Here is a 26,777-nt window from a genome sequence, read left to right as displayed (position 1 = left end):
TAGGAGAACCGCTGTGAATATCGGAGATGTAGCAGAACGTTCGGGTCTGCCTGCCAAAACCATCCGCTATTACGAGGATATCGGATTCATCAAACCCAGGCGCAGCCTGAACGGGTATCGCCATTTCGATGAAAAGGAATTGCACAAACTGGCCTTCATCGGGCGGGCCCGCTCATTGGGCTTTACCATTGAGGATTGCCGTTCACTACTGGCGTTGTACGAGGACAAAGAACGCGCAAGCGCGGACGTGAAGGATATCGCCAAACAGAACCTAAAAGAGATAGATGCCAAGATCGCGGACCTGAAGGCCATGCATGCAACACTGTCTCATCTGATTGATGAATGCGCCGGTGACCATCGCCCCGACTGTCCAATCTTAAGGCAACTGGGTTCGAAACTCATTGGTTCACAGCCAGATTAGGACGCAGCCGCAGGAGCGATATCCGAGAAAAAGACTTTGGGCACCTGTCATAACGGGTAGCGACACGCCGTCGGCCCCTCTGGCGTCCAAACAGGATATTGATCCTGTTGCGTCGTTTGTAGCGTCGCATGTCGTACTGGACAGGTTTGCCGCGTGATTTCTGATCTAGGATGCAGGGCTTCGTCTCCCGTCTGTCAGGGCCTCTCGGAACCCGTCGGCATCACAGACGTGATCTCCCGGCAGCCAATCAACCGATGGAAGGCTGTTGATCAGGGCGCCTGTAACACGCAGCCGAGACGGTCGCAACCAAACTAATAGATCCAGAGCCTAGCAGTTCTTACCGCGTAGGAAGCACTTCGAATATTGGAAAGAGGTTGAACACACTATGGCCAATCAAATGTTAAGTCGCTGACTTTGAAGCGGGTGATCCAAAAATCTAAAGACTTCGTTGTAGCGTATCCGCGTGTCTTCAAATTGCTGATAGAACCTGAACAACTCCTTAAGTGGAGCCGAAAACTCCTTGTGCGCGGACAGCACCGCGATCAAGGCCCCCAAGGAAATCCGCTCCTGTATGACGAAATACCCGCCGAGCGAATAAAACAGGAATGGAGTTAGAGATGTCAGGAAGTTGCTCAATGCCTTGGCAAAGAATTTCACGCGGTGAATTTTCCGGCGGATCGCTTCCAGTTGCCGAAGCGATGCGGTGGTCTGCAATATAGTTCGGGCGTGATCTTGTTCAGGGTCAATCTGACTAGTTAGGTGCAAAGACAGCTTACGCATTTCGTGTATTCGTTTTCGGCTCAGCCGGTTCACGATCCGCTGCAGATAGGGCAGTAAAAGCAACTGCAATGGCAGAACCGTCAGCGCTGCAGCACCAAGGATCGGATCTTGAACGAACATAAACAACAGAATGGTGATCATCGTCCCGCCCTGTGTGATTGGCAGGGAAACAAGGTCTGCAGCGAAGCCTCCGATGGGCTCGACTTCAGATCCCAATACCTGCACAATTTCACTTCTTCGTCGACCGTCGGTCTGTTTACGCCAATTCTGATAGATCAAAAGGCGCATCCGCCTGAGGCATCGCTCAGCGACCCGGCCTTTCATTACGTTGAGGTGGTACTTTCCCACTCCGTTCAGCGCGATGGTCAGAAAGAATACACCGCTGAGAACTGCCAGATGCTGGGTCGCGGTGAGATCATAGCCCAACAGTGTCAGGCGCGAATGTGAGCTGTCCAGGACGTTGTTTACAATTTGCTTTGGCAGCTCCAGGGATAGATAGAGCACCGGCATCAGGGACAGGCTCAATACGAGCAGATAAAGCTGTTGCACTCGCGTTGTCTGCAAGATGTGTCGTATCAGATTGTGATTTAGGCCGGCAACGAGATTATCTGGATGATGGGCGGAAGCGACGATCGCTGGTTTGACCTGAAAAAGAAGTACTCTTGCAACCATCACAATTGTGGAAATGGCCAACAACGCCGGAGCAATTACAAGGATCAGATGCAATGCAGGATGCATCCAATCTGGTGCTGTTTCATCATAACGAAAGCCCAGCCAAGCTGCTGCGTCATGGGCGATTAAATGAAACTCCGGGATGTGCTGCTCTTTTCCCATCGGCTTTATTTCTTTTTATTAGATACGCGGCAGTTCGACCTGGAACTGCCGCGCACTTCGGCGCCGCATCATGGTGAGTGATTAATTTACAGCGCCGGAAGAAGCTATTGCACGGTTACGTTGCCGAACATTCCGGATTCGTAGTGCCCAGGAATCAGGCAAGCGAATTCAAAACTGCCATCATTTGAAAATGTCCAGATAAGTTTGCTTTGCTCTCCGGGCTCCAAACTGACGGCGTTCTCAGAAACGTGCCTTTGACTGCCGTTTACCATAACGTCTTTGTGTATCTTGTTGCGTTCAGCCGTATCCAAAATGAACTCATGTTCCAGTTCGCCAAGATTTTTGATATCGAACTCGATGGTCTGGCCTTTCTTGAACGACAAGTTCGAAGGTTCAAAAATCATGTCTCCGTCATCCGTTTCTTTCATAGAAACCTTGACGGTGCGGCCGATATCACTGCTCTTTCCGGGCTGTCCCACCTGCATCATTTCGGCGTGACTGTCGTCATGATTTTCACCGTGTTCCTCATGTTGATTTTCTGAGGCAAATAAGGGTGTCGCCAGCAAAGCAGCGATCGACGCGCCTAAGATTGTGGTTTTCATAGTTTTTCCATTCGGTTTTGGTTAGGAAAGGCCATCTTGCCGCACGTTCAGAATGCGATGGCCATCAGAAACCGGCCGGAGCAATCTGCCCCGGCCAAGATTATCGGATTTCAAAACATTAGCCGGGCGCCAAACACGACTGCGAACACTCCGTTCTCTTCGCCACTTGCCTGGATCAGATCCGCTGTGCCGCCGTAAGATTTCTCGTAGTTCACCCCAACATACGGCGATACCACCCGATCGATGAGGTCATAGCTCAGCCGAAGCCCAGCCTCGAGAGTGACTCCACCTGCTTTTTGATTGTATTCGAGGTCATCTTGCAAAGGCACAGTAAGCTCGAGATTCGGGATCAGGAACAGCCTGTTTGTCAAACCTGCTTCGTATTCGCCTTCGAACCGAAAAAACGAGTTGTCGGACAAGTACAAGTCAGCGTCGATTTCAAACCACTGCGGGGCCAATCCCTTTATCCCCAGGACCGCATTGTACCGATCCGGCAGACCGGTCGGTGTGTTGGCATACACCCCGACCACAGCGTCAAAGAAGTTGGATATTGGCTTTTGCAGTCGCAACTGGTTTTCGAGCGTTTCAAAATCGCCTGAGCTTTCACCCAGTTCGGCTTCGCTACGCCATACAAATTTCAACTCGTCAGTTCCCACGAAGGCATCAAAATCCCATTGGATTGTGTCCTCGCCTTTGTCATTGGAGCGGTACTCCAACTGCTCGGCTTGAAACCCATAGGTCAGGGCCTCTGCTTTTGTCTCAGCGGTCCAGCCAAGCGAAAGCCCGGCTGCCGCTGCGGTGACGGCAATTAAGTTTTTCATGTTTTTCACTCTGTTTGTGCTGCCGAAAGCTTAGGCAGGCCCGCCTTCGATGATTACTTTGCGGAACATCCCCGCATCGGCGTGGTAGGACAGATGGCAATGGAACGCCCATTGACCCGTCACATCCACTTCAGTCTCGGTGTAGACTGTCGTGCCCGGCGCGATGCTGACCGTGTGTTTGATCGGATCGCGGCTGCCACTGCCGGTATCAAGGATTGACCACATACCGTGCAAATGCATCGGGTGTGACATCATGGTTTCATTGACGAATTTGAACCGCACTCTTTCACCGTATTTCAACCGGAGAGGCTCAGCTTCGGACAGTTTCTTTCCGTTGATGGACCAGATGTAGCGTTCCATGTTGCCCGTCAGACGCAACTCGATTTCACGCGTTGCAGGGCGGTCCTTGTAAAGCGGTTTACGCGCCTTCAGGTCGTCATAAGACAGGAATTTCCCGCCATTTGCAGCATTGGGTGTCAGACCGCTACCCATAGCATAAAACTCCTGTTGCGCACCCCCAGGCATCGCCATCTGATGACCTGCGTGCTTCCCGCCTGACATGCCCTGCCCTGCGGCGGCAGAGGCGTTACTCATGTTATGTTGGCTGTGATCCATGGTATCGGATTGTGCCGCATCGACCGGTTTCGCCATTTGATGCTGGCTGTGATCCATAGTTTCAGACGGTGTCGCGTCGGCGGATTTTGCCATTTGATGCTGGCTGTGATCCATGCCCGGCATCTTCATCATGTCGTCGGACATCACCGAAGCGTTTTGCATGACGTGGCCTTCCATCCCCTTGCCGTGCATCATCCCGGACATGTCGGCCATGGTCAGGCGGGGCTTTGGTCGAAGACTTGGAACTGGCCCGGCCATTCCCTCGCGCGGTGCCAACGTTCCGCGGACCAGTGCAGTACGGCCCATTGACTCTGCTACTATGCTGTAGGCACGATTTTCCCTGGGCTGAACGATCACGTCATAGGTTTCGGCAACAGAGATGCGCAACTCATCCACGGTGACGGGTTTCACGTCATTGCCGTCTGCCTGCACGACGGTCATCTTGAGGCCCGGAATTCGAATGTCGAAATAAGCCATGGCCGAGGAGTTGATCAGCCGCAGCCGCACTTTCTCGCCCGGTTTGAATAGCCCGGTCCAGTTCTGCGAAGTGGTCTGGCCATTGATCATCGGGGAGAAACCCTGAACGTCCTCGACGTCCGTTGGCATCATCCTCATACGACCCCACATCTTTCGGTCTTCCAAAGCCGCCTTAAGCCCCATCTCACCGGAATCCTTGATGAGATCCTGCGCCGTACGTTGTGACCGGTTGTAGTAGTCAGCCGACATCTTGAGGTTTCGCATGATCCGCTTACCGCGGTGAGGGTGCGTGTCAGTCAGTTGCACGACATAATCCCGATCAGCACGAACCGTTTCGCCGCCCTTCGGCTCGATTACGATAGCTCCATATGCTCCATCGGGCTCCTGAAAACCCGAATGGCTGTGAAACCAATAGGTGCCTGCCTGTGTGATCGGGAAATTATAGGTGAAGGTTTCACCCGGTTTAATACCGGCAAAGCTGATCTTCGGAACACCGTCCTGATCAAAAGGCAAAATCAGCCCGTGCCAGTGGATCGAGGTGTCTTGTTTGAGATTATTCGTGACATTCAGCGTGACATCCTCGCCCTCTTTGAAACGCAGGATAGTTGGGGTTTGGCTCTTGTTGTAACCAACCCCCGTTTTGCGGAAATCACCGGCGTCGATGCGGATCTTGTCCACAGTAATATTGTAGGTTCCAGCCATGGCCGCCGTTGACGCGGATAAGGCAAGGGCGACGGAAGCAATAGCCACACGTGCAGATGCGATGGGACGCATTGTTTTTCCTTACTTGGTTGAATTGATGATTTGGAAATTCACTGCATTTGTCAGCAGGCGCTGCGGTCAGCCACGCTGATAGTCTATTCTCGCATTTCGCTTTTTTGATCAGTGCTCAAGAAGCTGGTTGATATCGGGTGCAGGACAGGAAGGTGCAGCACACAACATTCAAGAAAAGCAACGAAATAGCAGTGTATTCAGGCGCAATGAGTTACGCTTTGGGAGGTGGAAGCTGGGCTTCAAGTACGGTTGAATTTCTGCCTGGCTCGCTTTGCACGAACATCAGTTCCCCTGCATTTTCGGCGATAGAAGGTCTTTGGTGAGTCAAAAACGCAGCGGGAGTTTCGCATTGAGCAATCTTGTGGCATTGGCTAGGGTTTGAGTGATAGTGCCCCACCTCAATGTCGTTTTGGACTAAAGAAGCTTCAAGGAAATGACCTTTAGCACGAGCGCTGGTAAATGAAAAAATGGTGGACGCCACCAAAACGAGCGTAAGAAGAAGAAAAACACTTATTTTTGCCGCTCTTTGGCGCATCTTGAATTGCTCTCCGTGCTTCTCAAGCTATCTAGCAAAAAACTTCCCACCCGCAACCCGAAGATACAATTTGATACATTCTAGACCTACCGCAACTGAACCACTACCGACTGGCGTCGGTAGGATCGGCGATGTGATTTTCGAGGTATTGCAGGACAATGTCCTCGGTGATGGCACCGTTGGTGGTTGAGAAATACCCCCTGCCCCAGAACCGACGGCCCCAATAGCGCCTGCGCAACGCGGGAAATTCCCTTTGCACCTTGTGGGACGAACGGCCCTTCATCCTGCGCACCAGATCGGAAATGGCGATCTTCGGCGGCACCGAAACGAACATGTGGACATGATCGGATGACAGCACCCCGCGCAGGATGTCGACCACGTTCTCGCGGCAGACCTGACGAATGATGTCGCGCACCCGCAGGCGCACCCGGCCGGTCAGCACCTTGTAGCGGTATTTCGTCGACCAGACGATGTGGTAGCGGTGGTAGAAAACGCAGTGCTTGCCAGTGTCATACTGCATGACCTTACCCTCTGGAAAATGAGCCTTCCGACCGGCTGCGGCTCATTTTCCAGAGGGTAAGGTCATAGCACGATTCTTCGCGCTGAAGCAGTTCCGACTGGAAGTCGGAGGGTTTGCTCCAATGCGTGGATACTAAATGTGCCACGAAGCATGTGCATCAATTGAATGAAGTGCCCTTATCGGCAAAAGCCTGCTCGAACACCGAAAGTCGCACTGAACATGATCTGTTACAAAGAGATTTTTTTAGGAGTAGGAGTCGATTTGTTGAACCTCTGCACACGGAAAGCTCTGTGACCGCAAGTCGGGAGATCGTCCCGCGGTGGTCTTACCGGTGTGGTCGCCATATTGCCGATTTCATCAAACGCACGCGGCCAATGCTGGGGTTCAAGGCCTTTGAGCATTTTGTTGATGGCATTGATGCCAGCGGTGTTGGCGCCGCTCTTGTCGATCACGATCTTCCTCGGCAATCCATTGATCTCCAACACCCTGGCGAAGAACTTGGTGGCGGCTGGATTGTTTCGGCGTCGTGAAAGCATGAAATCAAGCGTCTTGCCGTGCTTGTCGACGGCTCGATAGAGATAAACTCAGGCACCTTTAACTTTGATGTAAGTTCTTTATTGAGCAGCAGCTCTCGATGAGATTAGTCCTGTATCGACCACCTGCAAAGTTCTTTACGAAGTCATCCTGTTGGCGCTTCATCTCGGCGTTCAAGGCATCAACCCCCAAAGGTTTCATGCGCGGTCTTTTCTGGGCAGCCGCATGTACATCAAACGGGTTCGGTCGACAGCCTGCCGTGTTTGTCTATACGGCAACTCGTGATTGGTTGATCCGCTGGTATTCTGACTAGGCCTCCTTGGTTTGAAAGGTTGATCCGTTTGTCCAGATGGCATGCATCAGGACCGCGAGTTTTCGAGCCAAGGCAACGACCGCCTTCTTGTGACTGGTGCGGGCTTTGAGGGCTCGAGCCCATCTCTGTAATTCCGATCCTTTGCCCGGTTTCACCCGGTTCAACAAACTGCTGGCCGCCTCGTAGAGCGCTGAGCGCAGCATAGGATCGCCGTGTTTCGATATTCTACCACCATAATCGACATCCCCAGACTGGTATCGACGGGACGTCAGCCCGAGATATGCACCAACTGATCTGGATTTCGAAAACCGACGCGGATTGTCGATGGTCGCAACAAAGGTCACTGCACTCACAGGACCAACACCCGGGATCGTCATCAGGCGTTGGCAAGCCTCATCGGCTTTTGCGTGGCGCACCATTTCTTTACTCAGCGCAGCCGCTTGCCGAAGGTCGGCTGTGCGCAAGTCGAGCAAGGGCAGGATGACACTCGATAAGACCGGCCGATCCTTCAGGATCGCGTGGACACGCTCTTCATAGGTGTTCAGATGTTTTGGCAAACGCAGCCCGAAACTGGCCAAAAGACCGCGGATTGTGTTTTCCACATTCACGCGGGATTTCAACGCCACTTCCCGAGCTTTCAGCAATGCCCGCCGCTCCTGGGCGAGCCGGCTTTTCACCTCAACCTTCCGATAGAACCCCGTGCGCGCCAGTTCAGCTAACATGGCGGCATCATTGGCATCGGTCTTGTTGTGCATCTGGCTGAGAACAGCATGAGCCTGACGTGCGTCGATACAAACCACCGGCAATCCCCGATCTGCAAGCTCAGTGTAAAGCCAGTTCGCCATACGGCCGGTTTCGAGGACCACACATTGGATGACGCCAACGTGGTCGCGCAACGCCTGAAAAATCACATCGGGGTCAGTTACTTTCTTCGCGGCAAACACGGGTCCACCGCTCTGATTGCAGACACAAATCGACGTCTCAGCCTTCGAGACATCCAGTCCTACAAAACACTGTTCCATCTTGCTCTCCCATTGCTGTTCCGATGCCATCATGCACCGGCCAAGAGAGCTGCTGTTCAATTACTCAGAGTTTCGTCCGTTCTCCACGAACGATCACATGGCCCATTGCGACGACATGCTGCGTCAGCGATTGCGCCAGAATACCGTGTTACCCATCGGTTTAGCGTGGTGCGGTCCACTGAAACGCCACGCTCATGCATGATCTCTTCCAGATCGCGGTAGGAAACGCCGTTTCGGAGATAGTAGAAAACCGCGAACAGGATCACGGCCTTCGGATATTGCGCGCCTTTGAACGAGATCATAAAAACAAACTTTCGACTTCAATATTTCGATATCCAATCACTCGAAGCACTTATGAGAGTCAACAGTCAAAAGTTTGCAACAGATCCTTCACCAACAGGCCGTTCGAAATGTCCTCCAACATAGCCTGCAGCTTACCGAGACGAAAACCCCTGCCAAGCCTGATTCTCTCTCTTGTTTGCGGTCCTATTGTCTATGAGACGCATTATTTCTTAATATTGCGCATTACATATCGTTACCCAATTTTTTGGAATTAAACCCGATAAGTATCCCTTATCAAGTATAATTGATTTTGCGGGAAAATGGGCGCAGAGTGGGCCGTATGAGCACCCCTGAGCCCTATCTCCCCGCCCCCTCCCCTGCCCTGTCGCAGTCTGACCAGGACGCCCTGACCGATCTCTATGTCCGCGGCACACCCGCCAACACGCTCAGGGCCTATGAGCGCGATTTGCTCTATGTAACGGCCTGGAAGGCAGCACGGTTCGGAGTGCCGTTGGACTGGCCCGAGAGCGAGGCCACAGCGCTGGCCTTCATTCTCGATCACGCCCGCGATCTGGGAGATGCCGCGCCCGAGGATGTCGCGCGTCAGAGTGCCGAGATGTTGATCGCGCAAGGGCTACGCAAGTCCCTCGCCTGCCCGGCCCCTTCTACGCTGGACCGGCGCATCGCCTCCTGGCTGGCCTTTCATCGAATGAAGAACCTGACCAGCCCTTTTGATGCGCCGCAGGTGAAGCAGGCCCGTGCCAAGGCGCGCCGCGCCGCCGCCCGGCCCCCTGCCCCAAAATCGCAGCAACCGATTACCCGCGATGTGCTCGAGCAGTTGCTGTCCACTTGTCGGGGGTCCCGGCGGGATTGCCGCGACCGCGCCATCTTGATGCTGGGTTGGGCTTCGGGTGGTAGACGGCGCTCGGAGATCACCGGGTTGATGTTTGAAGACGTCTCGCTGAAGGAGTTCGACGAGAAAAGCCTGGTTTGGATTTCACTGCTGGAGACCAAGACGACAACCAAAGGTGAAACGCCGCGGCTGGTGTTGAAAGGCCGCGCAGCCCAAGCGCTGGCCCATTGGATCGAGGTGGGTGAGATTCAGGACGGCCCCTTGTTCCGGCCTGTTTCAAAAGCCGATCGGGTGTTAACCCGCCGCCTCAGCCCGGATGCCATCGCGCAGATCGTCAAGCGTCGGGCGAAACTGGCGGGCCTGCCGGACGGGTTCGCTTCCCCCCATGGGCTGCGCTCGGGCTTCCTGACCCAGGCCGCGCTGGACGGCGCCCCGATCCAGGCCGCGATGCGCCTCTCCCTGCATCGCTCCATGGCCCAGGCGCAGAAATACTACGACGATGTGGACATCGCGGATAACCCGGCGACTGATCTACTGGGGTGAGTAGTTACTGACTATTTAATAATCCCCGCTTGAGGGAAACTCCGGCTGCTGTGCCTATGTCTTGTTTCCTGTCGCATCTGTTAACGTGGCCAGCGCGGAAACATGTCGCGGCAGATCGCAACGGGAATGCAGGATATCAACAATGATCACCGCGTCCGGCTGATCCAGATAAACCAGGAAATGCTCTCCTGCGCGCACATATCTGAGATCCGCCGCCTCTTCGACCAATATAGAACAACTTCGGCTGGCCACCCTGCCCTCTGTGATGGCCTGACAGCGCGCTATTAGTTCTTGTTCATAAAGATCGGCTTGATGCGATCCAAACTTGTCGATGGTCCATCGGGCAATTTCCACCAGGCTGGATTCAGCGCGGCGTGTCAGTCGAAAGGGTCTGGTCACGCCTTGGCTCGTGCCCTTGCAAAGGCACGACGGATCGCATCCGAACCCCTGCCTTCTGCCAAATCTCCGGCCTGAGCCTGCGCTACACCCTCCTGCAAGCCTTGTTTGAGAGACTCCAGCCCCGCTTCTTCCCGCTCCAAAAGCCGAAGGCCGGCGCGCAACGCTTCACTGGCGTTCTGATATCGACCGGACGCAACCAGATTCTGCACCAGTTGATCCTGCGATTCTGTAAGTACAACATTGCGGGTTACCATGGCGTAAGCCTCCTTTTTGGCAATATATGCCAACGAGACCGTCTGTTCAACGATTGAGGAGCCCAAAATCACTAATTCGAGCAAGCTGGTTTTATGGACGCTAATGGGACGTGAACACACGGATCATGTCTGTGATCCCATATGAATCCAATGACGGTAGAGACTTGCGTCAAAAGCCGCGCCGCGCAAGCACAGCTGCACTGGATCGAGGACAGTTCCGTGTTCCGTCGCAACTTACAGGCGCACAATTCCCGAAACCCCGCCCTCACGGTATGCCATTTCTTGGGCAATTGGCGAGCGGCTGACTCTAGCCGGAATGTTCGCGTGTTTTCCTCTGCGCACGGGCTGAGCTCGGTGTATCTGACCCAGATCGCCATGCCATTCTCACCGCATCGTACTCCCGTACTGGCGCAGAAGTATTGTTACGAAGTTGGTATCGCAGAAAACTCGATAACGAAATTGTTGGTGAGAGAATTTGACCAATCAGCTCAACTAGCTCCCTGCCCTTCCCAATTGCGCAATTTGCGCCAAAAGCCGTTCGGCCTTCACTCCAACTCCATGCTAGAGGCGTTCTACTCAAAGCGGAGCATAGGGAGGAGTTTTACAGGAATGCCTTCGCATGCCTACGTTAGAACTTCATCGACTGAAAGAACCCATGATCCCGCTCAACCGAGTTTACAACTGTAAACCACCCTGCTCTGATGCAAAGCGTATGTAGTCCTCCGCGTTGGAAAACCTACAATATAGGCGAAAATCCTTGACTTAGTGCTATGAATCACGGCTGTTTATCTCAAGTGGCGCAAAAATGACCACATTCTTTAATTTGAGGCAACTACATGATTCCCGTGACACCACTTGCGGCAGAAAGACCATCGGCACTCGCCACGGAAATATCTGAGAGATTAAACTCGGCTATCCGGGAACATCTACTTGCTGCATTTGCCCCCGACAACACCAAATCACTGCGAAATTTTGCAGCGCCAGAAGCTGCTGAACTCTTAGGAGTCTCAGGTCAATTCATGCGCAAAGTCCACGCAGAGGGAACGATTCCTGAACCGAATGACGTACGCAGCGGTAGGCGTTACTATACTGCCCAAGAACTTTGGGAGGCTCGCGAAACGCTTGAGAAAACCTCACGCAAAAAAGGGCGCTATGTCCCTCGCCGGACTGAAGGAGAAAAGCTCCAAGTCTGGCAGTTGATGAACTTCAAAGGCGGCAGCAGTAAGAGCACCACAACAATTCACTTGGCTCACTATTTTGCGCTTCGCGGTTACCGTGTGCTGGCTGTTGATCTGGATCCTCAAGGCTCTCTTACATCCATGTGCGGCATAAGCCCCGAAATAGAGTTTGACGGGCTGACGATTTACGATGCTATTCGATATGAAGATCCGGTAGATATGGCGGACGTCGTGCTTCCGACGTACTTCCCCGGTCTCTCTGTGGCTCCGTCACGGCTTGTTCTTTCCGAATTTGAGACAGAATCTGCCGTTCACTCCAACCCAGACCATCCGTTCTTTACAAGAATACGGAATGCCCTGGCCCAGGTGGAAGGAGATTTTGACCTTGTTCTGATTGATAGCCCACCTCAGCTAGGATTCTTGACAATTGCTGGGATGGCGGCCGCCAGTTCATTGCTTGTGCCACTTACACCTTCGATGCTGGACGTGTCTTCGACGGCTCAATTTCTCGAACTCGCTGGTGCTTACATGGCAGTCATTGAAGATGCCGGCGCTACGCTCGAATACGACAACTTCAAATTCCTGATAACGCGTGACGAGCCAACAGACGTACCGTCTCAACAACTGGCTTCGTTCATGCGGGCACTGTTTCAGGATCGCGTTATGTCAGCCACAGCCCTCAAAAGCACCGCGGTCAGTGACGCCACAATGCTCAAACAATCAATTTACGAAGTCGTGCGGTCAGAAATGACACGCGCAACTTATGATCGGGCAAAGAACTCAATGGATGCGATCGGCTCTGAGGTAGAGCAAATGATCCATCAAGCATGGGGACGCAGCTAATGGCTAGAAAGTCGCTTCAGGAGATGTCGGGGATCGCAAACACCATCGCGCGCTCTGGCCCCAAGGCCATCGATAAAACTCCAAAACCCAATGCCCCTGCTCTTGGTGCGCTTCAGGGCTCTCTTGCCGCAATCAGGGAAATTGACCCTGCTCTGATCGACGACTGGGGGCCTGCCGATAGGCTCGGTGAGTTTACAGCTGTAAACATTGACGAAGAAGACGATAGTTTTGAAAGCTTGATGTCGAGTATACAAGACGGTGGCCAACAAGTTCCCATTCTTGTCAGAAGATCGAAATCCGACGGTCGATACGAGGCAATTTATGGACGGAGGAGGCTCAAAGCCTGTCGTGAACTTGGTATTAAAGTCCGCGCCAATGTTCAGGATATCGACGATGCTTCAGCGCTTCTCGCCAAAGGGCTTGAGAATGCTGCGAGGCGCAATCTTTCCTTCTACGAGAAAGCACGTTTCGCCGAGGCGATCCTGACTTCCGGGCATGACACGGCAACGGTGCGGCAAGTATTGAACGTTTCGAAATCAGGGCTGTCTCACCTGACAAAAATTACGCAACATGTTCCTGCAAAGATTGGTGACATGATCGGCGCAGCCCCAAAATCAGGCCGCCCAAAATGGACCGTGCTTGCAGAGCACTTCGTTGCAGGCAAGCTAGCGGAAGATGAAGCTGCAAATCTTCTTGCAACCATTGAGCCATCGATGTCGTCAGATGATCGGCTGGAAATGCTCCTAAAAGCAGCTGCCAAACGCGGTGCAAGACAAAGAGAAGGTGCAGCCGAACTCAACCCAATCGAAGGCGTTACAATCAAATCTACCAACGGATCACTAACTGTTTCGGTCAAAAGGACCGGAGCTAACGCTGGCTTCGCTAGCTGGTTGGACGAAAACATGGCTGAAATCATTAAGCGCTCACACGCTGAGTTTACAGCTGTAAACGCCAAGAAAAAGAACTGAGGACGAGCAGAAAGGAGGAAGGCAAACAAACAAAACCCCCGAAACCGGAGCTTCGAGGGCTGCTGCGCAAAGCGCAATTCTTAGATTAGACACCTAGAATCTAGCAGCACCCGAATCGCCACACAAGAAAAAACGCTCTTGAGCGAACGGGTAATTTTTGTCTGCCGATAGATAATCATGAAAACACTAACAGCATTGGCTCCAATTGGAGCGACCTTGTCGGGAACGGCAGGGCAGGGGAACAGTACGCCCAAAAAATGGATACTTCTTCGCGCCGTTGAAGAGGCCAGAGAACCTCTTGGGTTAAAATCCACAACTCTCAATGTCCTGAGAGCGATGGTTTCCTTTATGGGCGGTGATCAGATTGCTGCGGACCAGGATGATCATCACATCTGTTTCGCGTCCAACGCGGCGATAGCCAAACGAACTCATGTCAGCGTGCAGACAGTTGAGCGTCATATCTCGACGCTGGTGGACCTTGGACTTATCCGCCGCGTCATGAGCGCAAACGGTAAGCGATGGGCGCGCCGGGATCGCCAGGGCAGGGTGGTCACCGCAACTGGGCTCTCCTTGATGCCTTTGTCTGAACGGCACGCTGAGTTCATTCAGGAAGCCCAGAGGCATGCTGATCGCGTTCTCGAGTTCACTGTACTCCGTGACAAAGTTTCCGCCGCTCTGGCGCGCCTTAAGGAACTCGTAGCAAATGACACCGCGATCTCTGATTTGGTGACCACCGTACGCAATGCTCTGCGTCGCAAACCAGATGCGAATGTACTCAGCGAGCTGTTGGCAGAAATCTCTGTGGAAATCTCCGAGATAACACAGACTGATACAGAAAATTTGAGGGCCAGTGACAGTGAAATTGAGGGGCACAAAGAGGACTCTTTGAATCCGGAAGTTAAGAAAGAAAAGCTTTCTCAGATTCAGGTTTCTCCAGACCAAATGGAGCGCAGTTTTCCACGGCTATGCTCAGAACTACGCTTTGCAAAAGATCAGCACCACTGTGATCGGCTTATGGATGATATCGCCGAGTATCTACGGCTTGGCCAAACCTGGTATGCAATGAAATCAACTTTTGGCCCAGCTATTCGCTTCATTGTTCTCGGATACATCTTTCAACGTGCTGAGAACATACAATCTCCAGGGGCTTACCTGATTTCGTTGCTGGCCAAGATCGAAAAGGGCGAATTGTCTCCAAAGGCAATGCTCTCGCGGACATCCAATGCTACGTAAATTTGGGGAAACAGGATGAAATTTACCGTTTTCAGATTACACCTCCAAGTGATGACTGGATCGAAGGGTCTGAAAAAGGTGAGCTATAGGATTGACCTCTATAAATCACGCAACCATAAATAGTGAGTTATAGAAAGGAAGCTTATACCTCACGATGTGGAACTGGCAGAACCCTGACTGGCCTACCTTTCGTTACGACGCCGCAAGACTCGAACCATACGAGCAACAGTTCCTGTTGTCCTCAGGGGAAGTTCTTGGAGCGGTTCATCATGTGAACACATCGGATCGAGATCAATTGCGTATCGACCTGCTAAGCGAAGAAGCAATGAAGACCAGCGCGATCGAAGGTGAGATGCTGGATCGTCTCAGCGTGCAATCTTCCTTGCGCCGACATCTTGGACTGGCTCCCGACAGCTATCCATCCAAACCGCGCGAGCAGGGCGTTTCTGAAATGATGGTGGATGTTTATTCCAACTATTCGGAACCACTGTCACACGACACCCTGTTTCGGTGGCATGACATGCTTCTGTCCCATGACAGGCATCTGGAAACGATTGGATCATACCGGAGCCATGAGGATGCGATGCAAATCGTCTCAGGCAGGCTCGACCGCCCAACGGTGCATTTCGAAGCTCCACCTTCACATCAGGTTCCGGCTGAAATGGACCAGTTCGTAGCCTGGTTCAACCGGACCGCACCGGATGGTCCCGAACCATTGCGCGCACTGATCCGGGCCGGTTTGAGCCATCTGTATTTCGAGAGCATTCATCCCTTTGAGGACGGCAATGGCCGGTTGGGTAGGGCGCTGGCTGAAAAGTCCTTGGCCCAGAATATCGGTCAGCCAAGTCTGATTGCCCTTGCTTTCACGATCGAGCGAGAGCGGAAGGCTTACTACGACCAACTCGAACGCCATCAAAAGACGCTGGAAGTCACACCGTGGCTCGTCTGGTTTGCCGAAACTGTCCTTACAGCACAGCAGGTGACGCTTGAGCGGGTTGGTTTCTTTATTTCCAAGACGCACTTCTATGATCGGTACCGTGATCAGTTCAACACTCGCCAAAGCAAGGTAATCGCCCGTTTGTTCAAGGCTGGGCCGGATGGGTTCACAGGGGGATTGAGCGCTGAGAACTATATCTCGATCACGGGAACATCGCGCGCCACAGCAACGCGGGATCTCCAGAACCTGGTAGAGAAGGGCGCTTTGATCCGAACGGGTGAACTCCGGTACACGCGATATTGGTTAAAGCTAGATCGGGACGGGTAGGGGGCTGAAGTACGGCACGAAGCGCGGGAAGCTGCCGTTCTCTGCAGTCGCGAAACCGTTCACTCGAAAATCAAAAAACGGCCATTCCGGTCTAGAATGACGACTTCGATGATGCCGCAGCCGTACCGATGTCAGTAAAGCGCAGAAGTGACCTTTGCAAAGTCAGTTTTGACACTCGAAACTCCCTTACAGGCGGCAGAGTGAATTCCCTGGGTCGGCCCCAAAATGCACCTAGCATCGCTAAGCAGACCTCACTGTGATATCTATGCACTATGCGTCGTCTGCAAAGTGTCCTACATCTCAAGTAATCAAAGAACAAATATCCAACGGCGAAGCACGGTTTATGTCCATTAAAGTCAATCCAGATGTCCTGATTTGGGCACGTGAGACCGCTGGTTTCACGCTGGAAGATGCTGCGCGCAAGCTGTTTTCTGATGGAGTCCGTGAGACGGCTGATCAGAAGCTTGAGGCACTTGAAAGTGGCGACAGAGAACCGTCCCGTGCACAACTGAATAGCTTTGCCAAGTTGTACAAAAGACCTTTGCTAGCATTTTACATGGAACAGCCGCCACGCACCGGACGCAGAGGGCAAGATTTTCGTCAAAGTCCGGACAGCCGCACAAAGCGCGAAAATGCTATGTTGGATGCTTTGTTGCGTGATGTGAAGGCTCGGCAAGAGGCCATAAAAGACATCCTCATAGATGACGAGGATTTTTGGGAGCACAAATTTGTAGGATCCGTCAATCTCAAAACGAGTGTTGAGGCCACGGTAAAATCCATTTCCAACGAACTTGAGTTTGACTACACGGATGTGAGCTTGCGCCGCGGTGACCCGGACAAGCTGTTTAAGCGGCTGCGTATGGAAGTGGAAGACATCGGCGTTTTTGTATTGCTGTTGTCCGATCTTGGTTCCCACCACTCCACGATCCCGTCCAGTGTATTCCGCGGCTTTGCAATCGCTGATGATGTCGCCCCATTTATTGTGATTAACGCAAAAGAGGCCAAACCGTCCCGCTCCTTTACACTGATGCACGAACTTGCCCATATTTGGCTTGGAACAACCGGAGTAAGCGGTCAAGCCTCTACTGCCACCCCGACGAACCAATCCGCCAAGATTGAACGGTTTTGTAATGATGTGGCTGGAGAGTTTCTTTTGCCTTCGGCGCACTTCCGCAAGGGTATGCCTGACTTTGACCCTGACGATAGCAATAGTGCGGAGGCAGTGGTTGATAGTATTGCCTATAAGTGGTCTGTCAGTGGTCCGATGGTCGCCTATCAACTCTATAGAACAGGTGACCTAAGTGGCGATGCCTATGGCCGTCTTCGTGGGGTGTACTCGGCACGTTGGCAGGCTGCTCTCAAGAGCCAAAAAGAAAAGATGAAAGATAGCGACGGACCAAACCCGCACGTTGTGAAATCTCACAATCTGGGCAACGCACTATTGGAGGTAGTTTATCGCTCCGTTCGCGGCAATGCGCTTACCTACACAAAAGCTGCAAACCTTTTGGGGTCGAAACCATCTGCGGTAGAACCGCTGTTGAGAAGGTACGAGGCGAAACGAAAAAAGGGTGATCTGTTCTCCAACGCAAGCGGAGCGCATTGATGTACCTAATCGATGCCAACGTGTTGATAACTGCGAAGAACACCTACTACCCTTTAGAACACATTCCCCAATTTTGGGAATGGCTCGTTGTTCAAGGTGATGCTGGTAGAATCAAGATGCCGCGTGAGATTTATGAAGAAGTGTCAGGCGGTAGCGATGACTTGGCCGACTGGATCAAGGGAGAAGACGCAAAGGAAGCGCTACTTTTAGATGAGGATGCAGACCCCGCCTTAGTGCAGCAAGCGCTACGTGACGGGTATCAAAGCGATGACGCCAAATTCACAGATAGCGAACTGATCAAGGTAGGTCGGGACGCTTTCCTTGTTGCTTATGGCCTTGTTAGTAGCAACAGAACAGTTGTGACGAAAGAAGTCACAAAACGAACCAAGCGCCTTGGCGCGACACGACTACCAGATGCATGTGACGACTGCGCTGTGTCTTGGTGTGATGACTTCACGATGTATCGCACTTTGGACTTCAACTTGCGTTGACAGATATGCCCGGTCGGAAAACACAGTTTAAATTCTGGATTGGCGGCACTCTGCTGCTGAACCGCGAAAGTTCTCTTAACTGTCCAATTCTCGGGAAAAGCATCCTGAAAGAGCTCTAACGTCTGCTCAGGCTAAACTATGCAAATGCAGCGAATGTCCGAGAAGCGGGCTGCGACCGCGGCATCGGTATGTGCAGGTGAACGGCAGGAATGGGCCGATCTCCTAACAAGTTGTGGAAAGAAATTACGGGATCACCTTAGATCTCAGCGTTATCGCTCAGATTGAACCAAGTTGGCTATGCTAGTTCGCTGATCATCGATTTCAGATGGCGCATGTCGGTACCGCAGCATCCTCCAAATACTTGGATCGACGGATTCTGCCTCGCAATCGCGGCAATCTGTTTACCAAGTTCAGCTGGATCGCCTTCGTCCAGCTCATCTGCTTCGTCAAGTTCCGCATGCGAGCAACTCGAAGCGTTCGCCACAAGGCCTCTCAGCCGGGGGTGGTTGCCAAGCGCTCCGGCGAAATGGGTAGGGTGAGCGCAGTTGACCATAAAAAACAGCGCCGCCGAGTCGGTTGCTGCGTCGATCTGGTCAATTCCGTCCACAAGTTTGGTCCCGTCTGCCAGGCACCCGTCTGTCTCAACAACCAGAGACATGATGATCGGCAGTTCAGCGTCCCGGGCGGCGAGGATGCATCCCGCTGCCTCGCTTGGGCGGTTGAATGTATAAGCGGTGACCAGATCGAGGCTTGTGTCTTTCAGGCTGTGCATTTGAGCGGCGTGGTATTGACGTGCATCTTCGACGGGTACCGGCGGGATGTCGGCGTAAGGATCATGGCGCGGGCCGATGCAGGCCGACACCAGTACATCATCGCGAGCGGCAGCTTGGCGCACGTCTTCCATTAGACTGACCGCATCTTTGTTTACTTCGGCGAGCCGCTCTGCATCGTACCCCAAGGGCGCTGCCCGGTCGGCGTTCGCCATCCATGTGGGCGCATCAAGGATGCATCCGACATTCATTTCACGGGCCAGATCGACAAGAGCCTGCATTTGACCGGCCAGTATCACCCTGGTGCCAGGTTCTTCCAGCAATGGAAACGACGCGAAACCGGGAAGCTCAATTCCATGATTGAAAATCAGGTCGGTGCCAGTGCCGGCGTAAACCAGAAAGGGCTTGTTACCTTCGAGTGGGAGCTGTCGCGCCATTCTGATCCACGCCTATTGCCGTTACCTCTGCACAAGAAACCTACTTTGTCTCGGGCCTCCTGTGAACCTTAGGACTGCGACAGGGTGTATTCCGTCACTCTGATCCCCACGCCAGGCCAAACACCAGGTCATGTCTCGGTCGAAATCACCAGTGGCGACCGGCGCGCTCTGATTACAGGTGATGCAATCCATACAACCGCCCAGTGCTGGCATCCCGAGTGGCATTTTATGTTTGATTCCGATGCTGAGATGGCCGTGACATCCCGTCGGAAACTGTTGGAAAGCGCCTCGGAAACGGGATGTATTGTGCTGGGAAACCACTTCGCTTTGCCGTCTATTGGTCGGGTGAAGGCGGACAACGACGCGTTTCGCTGGGAGGACTAGCCCAGGTTGTATTTTGATGTGCGCGGGTCTGTTGTGGGATGGCGGCTGACGTGAAAGTTCGACGCGCCGCGCAGCTTACAGGCAATGATCGGCGAAACTAAATCTCGAACCCATTGGGCTATGTCACATTCCCTTGAATTCTTGTTTCACAAGCTTTCTCTCTTCACCATTTTGTGAAAGCCTGAAGCAGTTATGAGTGACAGAGTGTGCAATTTTCAGAAAACAGTGGTTCTTTCTGAACTCCAATCAGCTCTCTTGGACGGAATTTGTGATCACTGCGAGGTGACAAGTTCGGAACTGGCCAAGAGTGGAGAGGTGCTGGAAATATGTGGACAAGAGTACTGTTTCGATTATGAAACCGGTGTGTCCACGGAGACTGAAATTTTGTTGTGCCCCAGCTGTCACGAGGCAAACCATCTGGACGCGCAGCGACAGCATAACCCTTGCCACATCTCTGCAAGACGCAGCCGGGAAAACATGGGTTAGTCGATGGGTTCAGGAGGCGAAGCTTTGGAACGGTTTTTGCAAGAACCATCGCTGGTCCAATTTCGGTAGTCTGACAGACCAAGCTCGTCCCACATCCAGCCGAAATCATACTCAGCCACCGGAGAGCCGGTCTGGCGCGCGCTGCGGTTTTCGATTGTCTTCAGCCAGTCTATGACTTTCTTCCTGCCCGCCGTGCTGCGAACGGCCTGGCGCGGGGTCTTGCCATCCAGGGCAGGAATCGGCTGGTCAAGCGTATCGCGGTAATGCTGTTCGAGATATTCGTGGGCCATCTGACGGGCAAGGGCACGGGGGATGTCCTCTTCTTCTGCCACTCCGTTACTCGTGCTGTCATCCGCCATCATCTGTTCGGCGGTCTGGATTGATGTCAGCGGAGATTTCACCAGGTCGCCCAGGAGGTCCCGGACCAGGGCTTCGCCGCGTTCAGCGCGCGCTGTAGAGCTCACAGAAAGTGTGAGTGTCCGACCTTTCAGATCTAGGGACCCAAGCACGGAGGCCCCTGACATTGATTTGTCCAACACGAGGCCGGTGCCGTGCTTGGTGCCGGACGGGGTGTCGAGGTCAAGCCAGGTCCAATCCTTCTGGCCTGAGATCACGAGTTCTGCGGACTGTGTTAGCTTTTCAGATACCTGGCTTTGCGTCACTTTGCTGGCGAGGGGGAAGCGCATGTCGTGAAAGAGCAGGTTGTCGCCATCGCTGTTGCTGATTTGTGGTGGTTCCGGATCCAGTAGGTTCGGCAGATGTGCGAAGAGCCAGGCATTGGTGAAGAGGGGTGCGGAACGGTGTAGCTGATCCTGTGTCAGCCTCAGTTCAACGTCGGGGTTCAATTTCAACACGGAGCGGAGCCCGTCTTCAAAAAACGCGACGGTGTCGGGGTCGAATGGGAGCAGCGCCCCCGAGATCACGTTATAATCCCCCTGTGCGACAACCCGAGCTGCGATGCGATCCCATCGCTGCAGCATCTGCGTCGCGCTGTGTTCCCGGACGGTAACCGGCTCTGCGTCCGAAAGCATGTTGCGCAAGACCATGGATCTGCCGGGGTCTACCTCGCTCACCTCATAAAGGCTGACCGACGCGTCCCGCAATCCTTTGATATAGGCGCGGGTCTGCGCACTCTCCTTGGAACCGCTCCCTTTCAGATAAGCATCCGCAGCGTTTTCGGCGTCCGCTCCGAATGTCCTGCCCAGCAAATCTTCCAGGCCACCACCCCACAGGACCATCGGCCAATCCTCGCCCAGCAAGTCGCCCAGATCCTCGAACTCAAGATCGAAGGCCTCGAGCGCTGGCAGAAAATGCTCGTCCAACACATCAGCGAGCCGCTCATGCCAAATCTCGTCACGGGTGATAAACCCGATGAGCCCACCAAGATCGTTCCCCGTTGTCATCTTCAGCTTCTCCCTGTTTGCCGGACAGGGGCGATTTAGCGCAGATTGCAACCGCCAGCCAGCCCACACGCGTATGCAGACCTGCGTTACATGGAGGGACTTGTCATGGCGAATGCTATGTCTTTGGCTCCCGCCCAAAAAGCTCTGTGAAAAGCTTTTCGGAGCGGCGCAGGCCTTCATCGGTCAGTACCACCGATTTTGCCTTTCCAACCGGGTCCAGGATCAATCCGTTACGGTGCAGGCGATCAAGCGCTCCCCAGTCAAAGCCTTAGGGCCGTCCTGAACCCAGCGAATTCGGGGATGTTGCGAGCCGCTTCGACGACGGGTGTGAGCCCAACTAGTGGATTCGTCAGGGCGTTTCCGCCGGTATTCTATGATTGCTAAAAGATGGTGGTGCTGATCGCTGTCGTATTAGATTTTCCGCAAATATGCCCAAGAGACGTATCCCTTAAGCTTGCGCGCGCGCTCCAAAGAGACGCGGCACCAACGGGTGCCACCGGTCTGCTCACAGCCGTGAACTCGTAGTGCGGTTCCATTTGGAAGACCAACGATCACATTGAACCCTGTTCCAGGCCCACTGCGCATTTTTAGCATGTCACCGTCTTCGACGCCAAAAACCTCATATGTTCCGAGTGACGCGGCCGCCGCCGGTTTAACGTCCATGACGACCCCCAGGAACAAAGCCATTAGGGGTAAAAAGATTGCATTGCGCATCGCGATGTCCTGCTTATTGCCTCAACGACAATCGTAGCAACTCGGGTCACCAAGAGGAACAACTCCAAGACAGAAATGTAGGTGATACCAAAGCTTCAAACGCTACATTTCTTCCAAATGGTGGGGAACCCTGGCCCAGTTGGGGGCATCTTTCACAAAAACCTTGCTCGTTGGCTTGAAGTTGTTTGGCTCATCCAATGTCCCAGCCGCAATGCTCGTCAATCCGAAGGCTGTCACGCCCCACAGGCCTGATCCGCAGGTGCCACAAAAATGCTTGATGACAGGTCGACCTTCCTTTGAGGTCTTCTCAAAGGTCCGTGGTTTGCCTTTCAGCAGCTGCAGGTCTTCCGACTTTATCATGTACCCGGCATAACCGTCCGTTCCGGTCATCGATAGGCAATCACTGCAAAAACACATGAGTTGCATTACTGCGCTGCCAGTGACCTGGTATCGAACCTCACCGCAAAAACATCCGCCTTCCAAGATTTCAGCCACGTTGCCTTCATCCTTCTATTTCGTTTTGCAAGATATGAGAAAACCGTACCTACTCTGGCCAGTGGTCACAACGGTTCCAGCAGCGGAATGTGGAATGGTGCCAATATGAGCTCCTGTACCTGGATGGGTACGAGGCAAGCATCAGACAGATTGAGTTGTCGAATGTTTTCATCACGGTTCTGAATCCTTGCCAATTGACTGTTCCAGCAAAGTCATTGGACAGACGAGCTTTATTGATCGACAATCGCGTCATGGAGCTGACAGACACCACACCTGTGCACCTGATCCATGTGGACCCTGAGATCAACATGGCGCGGTTCTATGGCATCGAGTTGCAGCCGACGTTGTTTGGGGAGGTTTCAGTGCTTCGTACCTGGGGGCGTATTGGCACGAACGGGCAAGCCATGATGGTGACGTATGATGACGAAGCCCTGGCTAGTGAAGCGCTCCACAATCTCGAAAAGCAAAAGCTCCGTCGAGGGTATGTTCCGGTCGGTGAGTGACTTCGGGCTGCAGTCTGTTTCTGTGGCAAATCCCGAGCCTTTCGGCTCGTGAGCAGGCTCTAGGTTTCAGCCGACGTATCGGCTTCCACCCAGAACACCCCAGAATGATCTCCCTGTCCCAGTAGCCCCTGACCCGTCTCTTGCGAGCCGGGGCAGGGGCTTTGGGTCATGGTCGGTCCATGCCGTGGTGATCTGCCCATTCGGGTGACGGTCCCTTTTGCGCTCACGCAGGATCAGAGATCCTTTGTCCTTTCCTTGTGGGTCAGGCGGGATTTGGACAAGCCAAACGCTACCTTCCGTAAGGGGGAAGGCGCGGCCTCCCCCCTCGGACAAGACAAATAGACAATACCGTGTCCTCGCGCGCCTGCGCTGCGGGCCGCACCACTCTTGTCGATTGGTCCTGTCTCGCCCCTCTCCGCGTTCGCCACGGGGCAGGTTTTAGAGACGACGCCCTTTCAGGGCTCGGCTCAAAACCAGCACCAAAGGGGATCAACCCCAGAGGTCGCACCACAAAAGGAGAGACGGTTTTGGACATTGAAAAGACAAAAGACATCGACACTGACACCAGCCTGCAGGCGGCAGAGATTGCGACCCAGAATGACCTATTTCGGAAAGCGCTGATCGATCCGACTGCGGCAATCGAGATGCATTCTAAGGGAATTCAGGGTCAGGTATTTGTCACGCCCGGCGTGTCAGGTGAAGGGATGGAGTTCCAGACTGCAGCTTTGGCAGCGGTGGCGTCGGATGACCAGTTTGACGAGGGCAATGACCCCTATGGCGATCACACCTTTGGGGCGGTGACAGTCCGTGACCAGAAGCTGTTCTGGAAGATCGATCTTTACGACACGGACTACACGTATGGGTCCGACCGGCCGTTTGACACGTCAGTGACGCGCCGCGTTCTGACCATCATGTGCCCCAGCGAATACTGATCTCAATCCCAAACCGGAAAGGAGGTGAACACCATGAGCAATGAAATCTTGCAGCAACGTATCGCAGAAGCGTGGGCGCTAATCAGGAAGGGCGACAATTTCCACATCGCGCGCCGCTTCCTGATCCAACACGCAGCCATCTAAACGGCTCCGCTCTACCCCGGAAGGGGTAGGGCACCCTTAACACGATCTCAAACACTCAAACAAGGATTTGCCCCATGAGCAAAGTCGAAACATTCACCGCACCGGAAACCATCGAAACCGTATCCCTGTCCGATCTCTACCTGTCTGACATCAACCCACGACAGGAGGTTGGTGAGGAAGGTATTGCACTTCTGGCCGACAGTTTGGTTATGTGTGGCTTGATCCAGAACCTCAGCGGGTTGCGCGATACCGATGGCAAAGTCGCAATCGTTGCCGGTGGTCGCCGCCTACGGGCTCTGAACATCGCCGTGACTGAGCGCGCTGATCTGGCACAGGTTCCCGTTAAGGTCACGGACAATCCCTTCGTGGCTGAGCAATGGGCCAATGCGGAGAACACCGCCCGTGAAGAACTGGACCCTGTGGACGAGGTCCGTGCTTATGGCAAAATGGCCGAGAAATCTCTGTCTATTGCCAAGATCAGCAATGCGTTTGGCGTGACCGAATCCCATGTGCGCCGCCGCCTCGCGCTTGCCAGTCTGCCCGCCGCCGTTCTGGATGCGCTCAAAGCCGGTGAGATCAGCATGGGGCTGGCCAAGGCCATGACCGTCAGCACCGAAGAAGAGAAAATTCTGGAGGTTCTGGAACGGGCCAAAGAATGTCGGTGGTTCAGTGAGCATGATGTCAAACAGGCACTGACGTCGGAGGCTGTTAGCAGCACTAGCCGCAAGGCCGTATTTGTCGGGCAGAAGGCTTATGTTGAGGCGGGCGGCACCGTCACCGCTGATCTGTTTGCCGATGAAACCCTATTCAATGAAGGCGCGTTACTGGATCGTCTGTTTGCCGAGAAACTGGCGGTAGAAGCGGAAAAACTGCGCGACGCGGAAGGCTGGGACTGGGTGGACACCCATGAGGAAAGCTACATTCCCTATGGGTTCTCGGGTACGAAAGACATGCACCGTTTGGACATGGTGAGCCGGGACTTCACCGAAGGACAGGCCGAACGGTATGACGAACTTGCCGAACTCTATGAGGGTGAGGCTCTGGACGCGGATGGTGAAAAGGAGCTGGCCGCGCTTGAGGACTATACGGCGCCGTTCTATTCTGACGCGCAGCGCAAGCTGTCCGGCGTGTTTGTCTATGTCACCAACAATGGCGAGATCAAAACATCCCCGGCCTATGTCGCGGCGGAACATGTTCAGGCTGCCATTGAGGCTGGTGTTCTGGCCCCGGTCAAAGAACCGGAGATCAAGGAAGAACCAAAACCAGTTTATTCGCAGAAGTTCATCGACGACATGGTGGCGATCCGGCTGGCAGCGGTTCAAACGGCCCTGCTGGACAAGCCTGATTATGTGTTGAGCCTGTTTGCTTTCTTTGCCACCCCGGCCTCCGGTCTGAGCAGCAATCTGTTTGGGTTTGGCTATGGTGGTGCCGAGCGGAACACACCCGAGATCGATGACCAGTTCATCCTCGACCCGCGTCTTGGCGGAGAACGGGATGAAGCGGCACAGGCAGCCTATGACCAGTTCCACGAGATTGCCGCACAAGGCAGCGTGGAAGCGTTCAAAGCGTTTCGCGATCTGGGCAAGAAGACCCGCAATGGTGAGATCACGGGTTTTCTGGCCCGGCGGTTTCTGACCCAACGCCCGGAGTTCATGGCGGAGATCGAGGCTGAGATCGAGGCTGACATGCGCGCGATCTGGACCCCTTCGGCTGAAAACTGCTTCAAGCGTCTGAAAGGCTGGCAGCTGGATGATCTCTACAAAGACCTGCTGGACCTGCACATCGACGCCGACATGTTCAAAGCCTTCGCGAAATCCAAAAAGGGTGCCAAGAACGAGGCGCTGCACAAGCTCTTCAATGATCCAGAGCATCAAAAGGCACTGGGCGTGACCGAGGCACAGAAAGCCCGGATCGATGCATGGGTGCCGGATTGCTTCTGAAACTGGCAGGGCAGGGCGCAACGCGCCCTGCTTTTCAGCAATGATTTTTGATTTTAGTTCAATGGTATAGGTTGTTTTGACTTGAAAGGTTGTAGCCTGTAGGCTACATATAGGTATGATAGAAATTCGTAAGACGGACCTGTTCGACAAGTGGCTCAAGGGCCTGAAGGACCAAAGGGCGAGAGCCAGGATCTTGGTTCGCATCACGCGGTTGAGCCTGGGCAATCCCGGTGATGTGAAACCGGTTGGTGAAGGTGTGAGTGAACTGCGTATCTCCGAAGGGAAGGGGTATCGCGTTTACTATGTGTCGCGCGGTGACGTTTTGATCGTTTTGCTGTGCGGGGGAGACAAGTCATCCCAGCAAGCCGACATCAAAACCGCCAAGGCGATGGCAAGAGAGTTGGAGTGAA

27 protein-coding genes and 3 pseudogenes are annotated in these 26,777 nt (G+C 53.6%); 13 read left to right on the top strand and 17 right to left on the bottom strand.

Annotated features, from left to right (window positions below):
• The first annotated feature begins 13 nt into the window (after positions 1 to 13).
• Positions 14 to 421, top strand: a complete 408-nt coding sequence (cueR, locus tag GS646_RS22425) for a Cu(I)-responsive transcriptional regulator (protein WP_171648666.1) — start codon at positions 14 to 16, stop codon at positions 419 to 421.
• Here the strand turns inward: cueR and GS646_RS23085 are convergent.
• From GS646_RS23085 to GS646_RS22380, 10 genes and pseudogenes are all read right to left on the bottom strand, one after another.
• Positions 407 to 697: pseudogene (locus tag GS646_RS23085) on the bottom strand (IS5/IS1182 family transposase); the annotation flags it as partial. The gene cueR and the pseudogene GS646_RS23085 sit on opposite strands and share 15 nt — an antisense overlap.
• Positions 698 to 814: 117 nt before the next feature.
• Positions 815 to 2,035, bottom strand: a complete 1,221-nt coding sequence (locus GS646_RS22420) for an ABC transporter transmembrane domain-containing protein (RefSeq protein WP_253746769.1) — start codon at positions 2,033 to 2,035, stop codon at positions 815 to 817.
• 104 nt (positions 2,036 to 2,139) lie between these two features.
• Positions 2,140 to 2,637, bottom strand: coding sequence for a plastocyanin/azurin family copper-binding protein (locus GS646_RS22415; protein ID WP_171648668.1), 498 nt, complete (start codon positions 2,635 to 2,637; stop codon positions 2,140 to 2,142).
• 110 nt (positions 2,638 to 2,747) lie between these two features.
• Positions 2,748 to 3,458 carry a copper resistance protein B gene (locus GS646_RS22410; RefSeq protein ID WP_171648670.1) on the bottom strand — a complete coding sequence of 237 codons (711 nt, stop codon included), beginning with the start codon at positions 3,456 to 3,458 and terminating at the stop codon, positions 2,748 to 2,750.
• Between the two features lie 30 nt (positions 3,459 to 3,488).
• Positions 3,489 to 5,324: a copper resistance system multicopper oxidase gene (locus GS646_RS22405; RefSeq protein ID WP_171648672.1), complete on the bottom strand. Its 1,836-nt coding sequence runs from the start codon at positions 5,322 to 5,324 to the stop codon at positions 3,489 to 3,491.
• Positions 5,325 to 5,535: 211 nt separating this feature from the next.
• Positions 5,536 to 5,859 carry a hypothetical protein gene (locus GS646_RS22400; RefSeq protein WP_171648674.1) on the bottom strand — a complete coding sequence of 108 codons (324 nt, stop codon included), beginning with the start codon at positions 5,857 to 5,859 and terminating at the stop codon, positions 5,536 to 5,538.
• A 103-nt stretch (positions 5,860 to 5,962) separates the two neighbouring features.
• Positions 5,963 to 6,379 (bottom strand): IS200/IS605 family transposase, encoded by a 417-nt coding sequence (gene tnpA, locus GS646_RS22395; protein ID WP_171648676.1) that lies wholly within the window; start codon positions 6,377 to 6,379, stop codon positions 5,963 to 5,965.
• Positions 6,380 to 6,606: 227 nt separating this feature from the next.
• Positions 6,607 to 6,990 (bottom strand): annotated as a pseudogene (locus GS646_RS23285) (DDE-type integrase/transposase/recombinase); the annotation flags it as partial.
• A 232-nt stretch (positions 6,991 to 7,222) separates the two neighbouring features.
• A complete protein-coding gene (locus tag GS646_RS22385; protein ID WP_171648678.1) occupies positions 7,223 to 8,248 on the bottom strand; it encodes an IS110 family transposase in 1,026 nt (341 codons plus the stop codon).
• A 68-nt stretch (positions 8,249 to 8,316) separates the two neighbouring features.
• A pseudogene (locus GS646_RS22380) lies at positions 8,317 to 8,550 on the bottom strand (IS6 family transposase); the annotation flags it as partial.
• 320 nt (positions 8,551 to 8,870) lie between these two features.
• Here GS646_RS22380 and GS646_RS22375 point away from each other — a divergent pair.
• On the top strand, positions 8,871 to 9,926 hold the full coding sequence (locus GS646_RS22375; RefSeq protein WP_170417862.1) for a tyrosine-type recombinase/integrase: 1,056 nt from the start codon (positions 8,871 to 8,873) through the stop codon (positions 9,924 to 9,926).
• Between the two features lie 54 nt (positions 9,927 to 9,980).
• On the opposite strand, the gene GS646_RS22370 is transcribed toward GS646_RS22375, so the two are convergent.
• Together GS646_RS22370 and GS646_RS22365 are read right to left on the bottom strand one after the other, a co-directional pair.
• A complete protein-coding gene (locus tag GS646_RS22370; RefSeq protein WP_170417859.1) occupies positions 9,981 to 10,325 on the bottom strand; it encodes a type II toxin-antitoxin system RelE/ParE family toxin in 345 nt (114 codons plus the stop codon).
• Positions 10,322 to 10,579 (bottom strand): type II toxin-antitoxin system ParD family antitoxin, encoded by a 258-nt coding sequence (locus tag GS646_RS22365; RefSeq protein ID WP_170417856.1) that lies wholly within the window; start codon positions 10,577 to 10,579, stop codon positions 10,322 to 10,324. The genes GS646_RS22370 and GS646_RS22365 overlap by 4 nt, the downstream gene beginning before the upstream one ends.
• An 836-nt stretch (positions 10,580 to 11,415) precedes the next feature.
• Here GS646_RS22365 and repA point away from each other — a divergent pair.
• The 6 genes from repA to GS646_RS22335 all read left to right on the top strand — a co-directional run bounded on the left by repA (position 11,416) and on the right by GS646_RS22335 (position 18,159).
• The gene (repA, locus tag GS646_RS22360; RefSeq protein WP_170417853.1) at positions 11,416 to 12,600 is read left to right on the top strand and encodes a plasmid partitioning protein RepA; all 1,185 of its coding nucleotides are present in this window, start codon (positions 11,416 to 11,418) and stop codon (positions 12,598 to 12,600) included.
• Positions 12,600 to 13,568: a plasmid partitioning protein RepB gene (gene repB / locus GS646_RS22355; RefSeq protein ID WP_170417850.1), complete on the top strand. Its 969-nt coding sequence runs from the start codon at positions 12,600 to 12,602 to the stop codon at positions 13,566 to 13,568. Before repA ends, repB begins: the two co-directional genes overlap by 1 nt.
• 177 nt (positions 13,569 to 13,745) lie before the next feature.
• Positions 13,746 to 14,801, top strand: coding sequence for a helix-turn-helix domain-containing protein (locus GS646_RS22350; protein WP_170417847.1), 1,056 nt, complete (start codon positions 13,746 to 13,748; stop codon positions 14,799 to 14,801).
• Between the two features lie 154 nt (positions 14,802 to 14,955).
• A complete protein-coding gene (locus GS646_RS22345) occupies positions 14,956 to 16,065 on the top strand; it encodes a Fic family protein (RefSeq protein ID WP_170417844.1) in 1,110 nt (369 codons plus the stop codon).
• A 343-nt stretch (positions 16,066 to 16,408) separates the two neighbouring features.
• Positions 16,409 to 17,668, top strand: coding sequence for an XRE family transcriptional regulator (locus tag GS646_RS22340; protein WP_170634624.1), 1,260 nt, complete (start codon positions 16,409 to 16,411; stop codon positions 17,666 to 17,668).
• A complete protein-coding gene (locus GS646_RS22335; protein ID WP_170634626.1) occupies positions 17,668 to 18,159 on the top strand; it encodes a DUF4411 family protein in 492 nt (163 codons plus the stop codon). Before GS646_RS22340 ends, GS646_RS22335 begins: the two co-directional genes overlap by 1 nt.
• Positions 18,160 to 18,454: 295 nt before the next feature.
• Here the strand turns inward: GS646_RS22335 and GS646_RS22330 are convergent, their stop codons facing one another.
• Positions 18,455 to 19,366 (bottom strand): homocysteine S-methyltransferase family protein, encoded by a 912-nt coding sequence (locus tag GS646_RS22330; protein ID WP_170417800.1) that lies wholly within the window; start codon positions 19,364 to 19,366, stop codon positions 18,455 to 18,457.
• Positions 19,367 to 19,450: 84 nt separating this feature from the next.
• Here GS646_RS22330 and GS646_RS23140 point away from each other — a divergent pair, with 84 nt between their 5' ends.
• Entirely contained in the window at positions 19,451 to 19,750 is a 300-nt protein-coding gene (locus tag GS646_RS23140) for an MBL fold metallo-hydrolase (protein WP_170417797.1), read from the top strand.
• 482 nt (positions 19,751 to 20,232) lie between these two features.
• Here GS646_RS23140 and GS646_RS22320 read toward each other — a convergent pair whose 3' ends face one another.
• From GS646_RS22320 to GS646_RS22310, 4 genes are all read right to left on the bottom strand, one after another.
• Positions 20,233 to 21,639, bottom strand: coding sequence for a hypothetical protein (locus GS646_RS22320; RefSeq protein WP_174819503.1), 1,407 nt, complete (start codon positions 21,637 to 21,639; stop codon positions 20,233 to 20,235).
• Between the two features lie 115 nt (positions 21,640 to 21,754).
• Positions 21,755 to 21,865 (bottom strand): DUF6429 family protein, encoded by a 111-nt coding sequence (locus tag GS646_RS23280; protein WP_371732129.1) that lies wholly within the window; start codon positions 21,863 to 21,865, stop codon positions 21,755 to 21,757.
• A gap of 185 nt (positions 21,866 to 22,050) precedes the next feature.
• Positions 22,051 to 22,353 (bottom strand): SH3 domain-containing protein, encoded by a 303-nt coding sequence (locus GS646_RS22315; protein WP_152460662.1) that lies wholly within the window; start codon positions 22,351 to 22,353, stop codon positions 22,051 to 22,053.
• A gap of 102 nt (positions 22,354 to 22,455) precedes the next feature.
• Positions 22,456 to 22,848 carry a GFA family protein gene (locus GS646_RS22310; protein ID WP_152460663.1) on the bottom strand — a complete coding sequence of 131 codons (393 nt, stop codon included), beginning with the start codon at positions 22,846 to 22,848 and terminating at the stop codon, positions 22,456 to 22,458.
• Between the two features lie 233 nt (positions 22,849 to 23,081).
• Here GS646_RS22310 and GS646_RS22305 point away from each other — a divergent pair, with 233 nt between their 5' ends.
• From GS646_RS22305 to GS646_RS22290, 4 genes are all read left to right on the top strand, one after another.
• Positions 23,082 to 23,351, top strand: coding sequence for a WGR domain-containing protein (locus GS646_RS22305; protein WP_245220702.1), 270 nt, complete (start codon positions 23,082 to 23,084; stop codon positions 23,349 to 23,351).
• A gap of 527 nt (positions 23,352 to 23,878) precedes the next feature.
• The gene (locus GS646_RS22300) at positions 23,879 to 24,283 is read left to right on the top strand and encodes a DUF3768 domain-containing protein (protein ID WP_152460664.1); all 405 of its coding nucleotides are present in this window, start codon (positions 23,879 to 23,881) and stop codon (positions 24,281 to 24,283) included.
• 218 nt (positions 24,284 to 24,501) lie between these two features.
• Positions 24,502 to 26,367 carry a ParB/RepB/Spo0J family partition protein gene (locus GS646_RS22295; protein WP_170417794.1) on the top strand — a complete coding sequence of 622 codons (1,866 nt, stop codon included), beginning with the start codon at positions 24,502 to 24,504 and terminating at the stop codon, positions 26,365 to 26,367.
• A gap of 115 nt (positions 26,368 to 26,482) precedes the next feature.
• Entirely contained in the window at positions 26,483 to 26,776 is a 294-nt protein-coding gene (locus tag GS646_RS22290) for a type II toxin-antitoxin system RelE/ParE family toxin (protein ID WP_170417791.1), read from the top strand.
• Position 26,777 lies beyond the last annotated feature (1 nt).

The organism is Ruegeria sp. HKCCD4315, from assembly GCF_013112245.1.
Classification (GTDB): Bacteria; Pseudomonadota; Alphaproteobacteria; order Rhodobacterales; family Rhodobacteraceae; genus Ruegeria.
This window is presented reverse-complemented; position numbering and strand designations above follow the sequence as displayed.

What these genes read in the sequence shown, in the direction of transcription:
- GS646_RS22420 (WP_253746769.1), bottom strand. Translation starts at nt 2,035, where the DNA reads ATGGGAAAAGAGCAGCACATCCCGGAGTTTCATTTAATCGCCCATGAC.
- GS646_RS22415 (WP_171648668.1), bottom strand. Translation starts at nt 2,637, where the DNA reads ATGAAAACCACAATCTTAGGCGCGTCGATCGCTGCTTTGCTGGCGACA.
- GS646_RS22410 (WP_171648670.1), bottom strand. Translation starts at nt 3,458, where the DNA reads ATGAAAAACTTAATTGCCGTCACCGCAGCGGCAGCCGGGCTTTCGCTT.
- GS646_RS22405 (WP_171648672.1), bottom strand. Translation starts at nt 5,324, where the DNA reads ATGCGTCCCATCGCATCTGCACGTGTGGCTATTGCTTCCGTCGCCCTT.
- GS646_RS22400 (WP_171648674.1), bottom strand. Translation starts at nt 5,859, where the DNA reads ATGCGCCAAAGAGCGGCAAAAATAAGTGTTTTTCTTCTTCTTACGCTC.
- tnpA (WP_171648676.1), bottom strand. Translation starts at nt 6,379, where the DNA reads ATGCAGTATGACACTGGCAAGCACTGCGTTTTCTACCACCGCTACCAC.
- GS646_RS22385 (WP_171648678.1), bottom strand. Translation starts at nt 8,248, where the DNA reads ATGGAACAGTGTTTTGTAGGACTGGATGTCTCGAAGGCTGAGACGTCG.
- GS646_RS22375 (WP_170417862.1), top strand. Translation starts at nt 8,871, where the DNA reads ATGAGCACCCCTGAGCCCTATCTCCCCGCCCCCTCCCCTGCCCTGTCG.
- GS646_RS22365 (WP_170417856.1), bottom strand. Translation starts at nt 10,579, where the DNA reads ATGGTAACCCGCAATGTTGTACTTACAGAATCGCAGGATCAACTGGTG.
- repA (WP_170417853.1), top strand. Translation starts at nt 11,416, where the DNA reads ATGATTCCCGTGACACCACTTGCGGCAGAAAGACCATCGGCACTCGCC.
- repB (WP_170417850.1), top strand. Translation starts at nt 12,600, where the DNA reads ATGGCTAGAAAGTCGCTTCAGGAGATGTCGGGGATCGCAAACACCATC.
- GS646_RS22350 (WP_170417847.1), top strand. Translation starts at nt 13,746, where the DNA reads ATGAAAACACTAACAGCATTGGCTCCAATTGGAGCGACCTTGTCGGGA.
- GS646_RS22345 (WP_170417844.1), top strand. Translation starts at nt 14,956, where the DNA reads ATGTGGAACTGGCAGAACCCTGACTGGCCTACCTTTCGTTACGACGCC.
- GS646_RS22340 (WP_170634624.1), top strand. Translation starts at nt 16,409, where the DNA reads ATGTCCATTAAAGTCAATCCAGATGTCCTGATTTGGGCACGTGAGACC.
- GS646_RS22335 (WP_170634626.1), top strand. Translation starts at nt 17,668, where the DNA reads ATGTACCTAATCGATGCCAACGTGTTGATAACTGCGAAGAACACCTAC.
- GS646_RS22330 (WP_170417800.1), bottom strand. Translation starts at nt 19,366, where the DNA reads ATGGCGCGACAGCTCCCACTCGAAGGTAACAAGCCCTTTCTGGTTTAC.
- GS646_RS22320 (WP_174819503.1), bottom strand. Translation starts at nt 21,639, where the DNA reads ATGACAACGGGGAACGATCTTGGTGGGCTCATCGGGTTTATCACCCGT.
- GS646_RS22315 (WP_152460662.1), bottom strand. Translation starts at nt 22,353, where the DNA reads ATGCGCAATGCAATCTTTTTACCCCTAATGGCTTTGTTCCTGGGGGTC.
- GS646_RS22295 (WP_170417794.1), top strand. Translation starts at nt 24,502, where the DNA reads ATGAGCAAAGTCGAAACATTCACCGCACCGGAAACCATCGAAACCGTA.
- GS646_RS22290 (WP_170417791.1), top strand. Translation starts at nt 26,483, where the DNA reads ATGATAGAAATTCGTAAGACGGACCTGTTCGACAAGTGGCTCAAGGGC.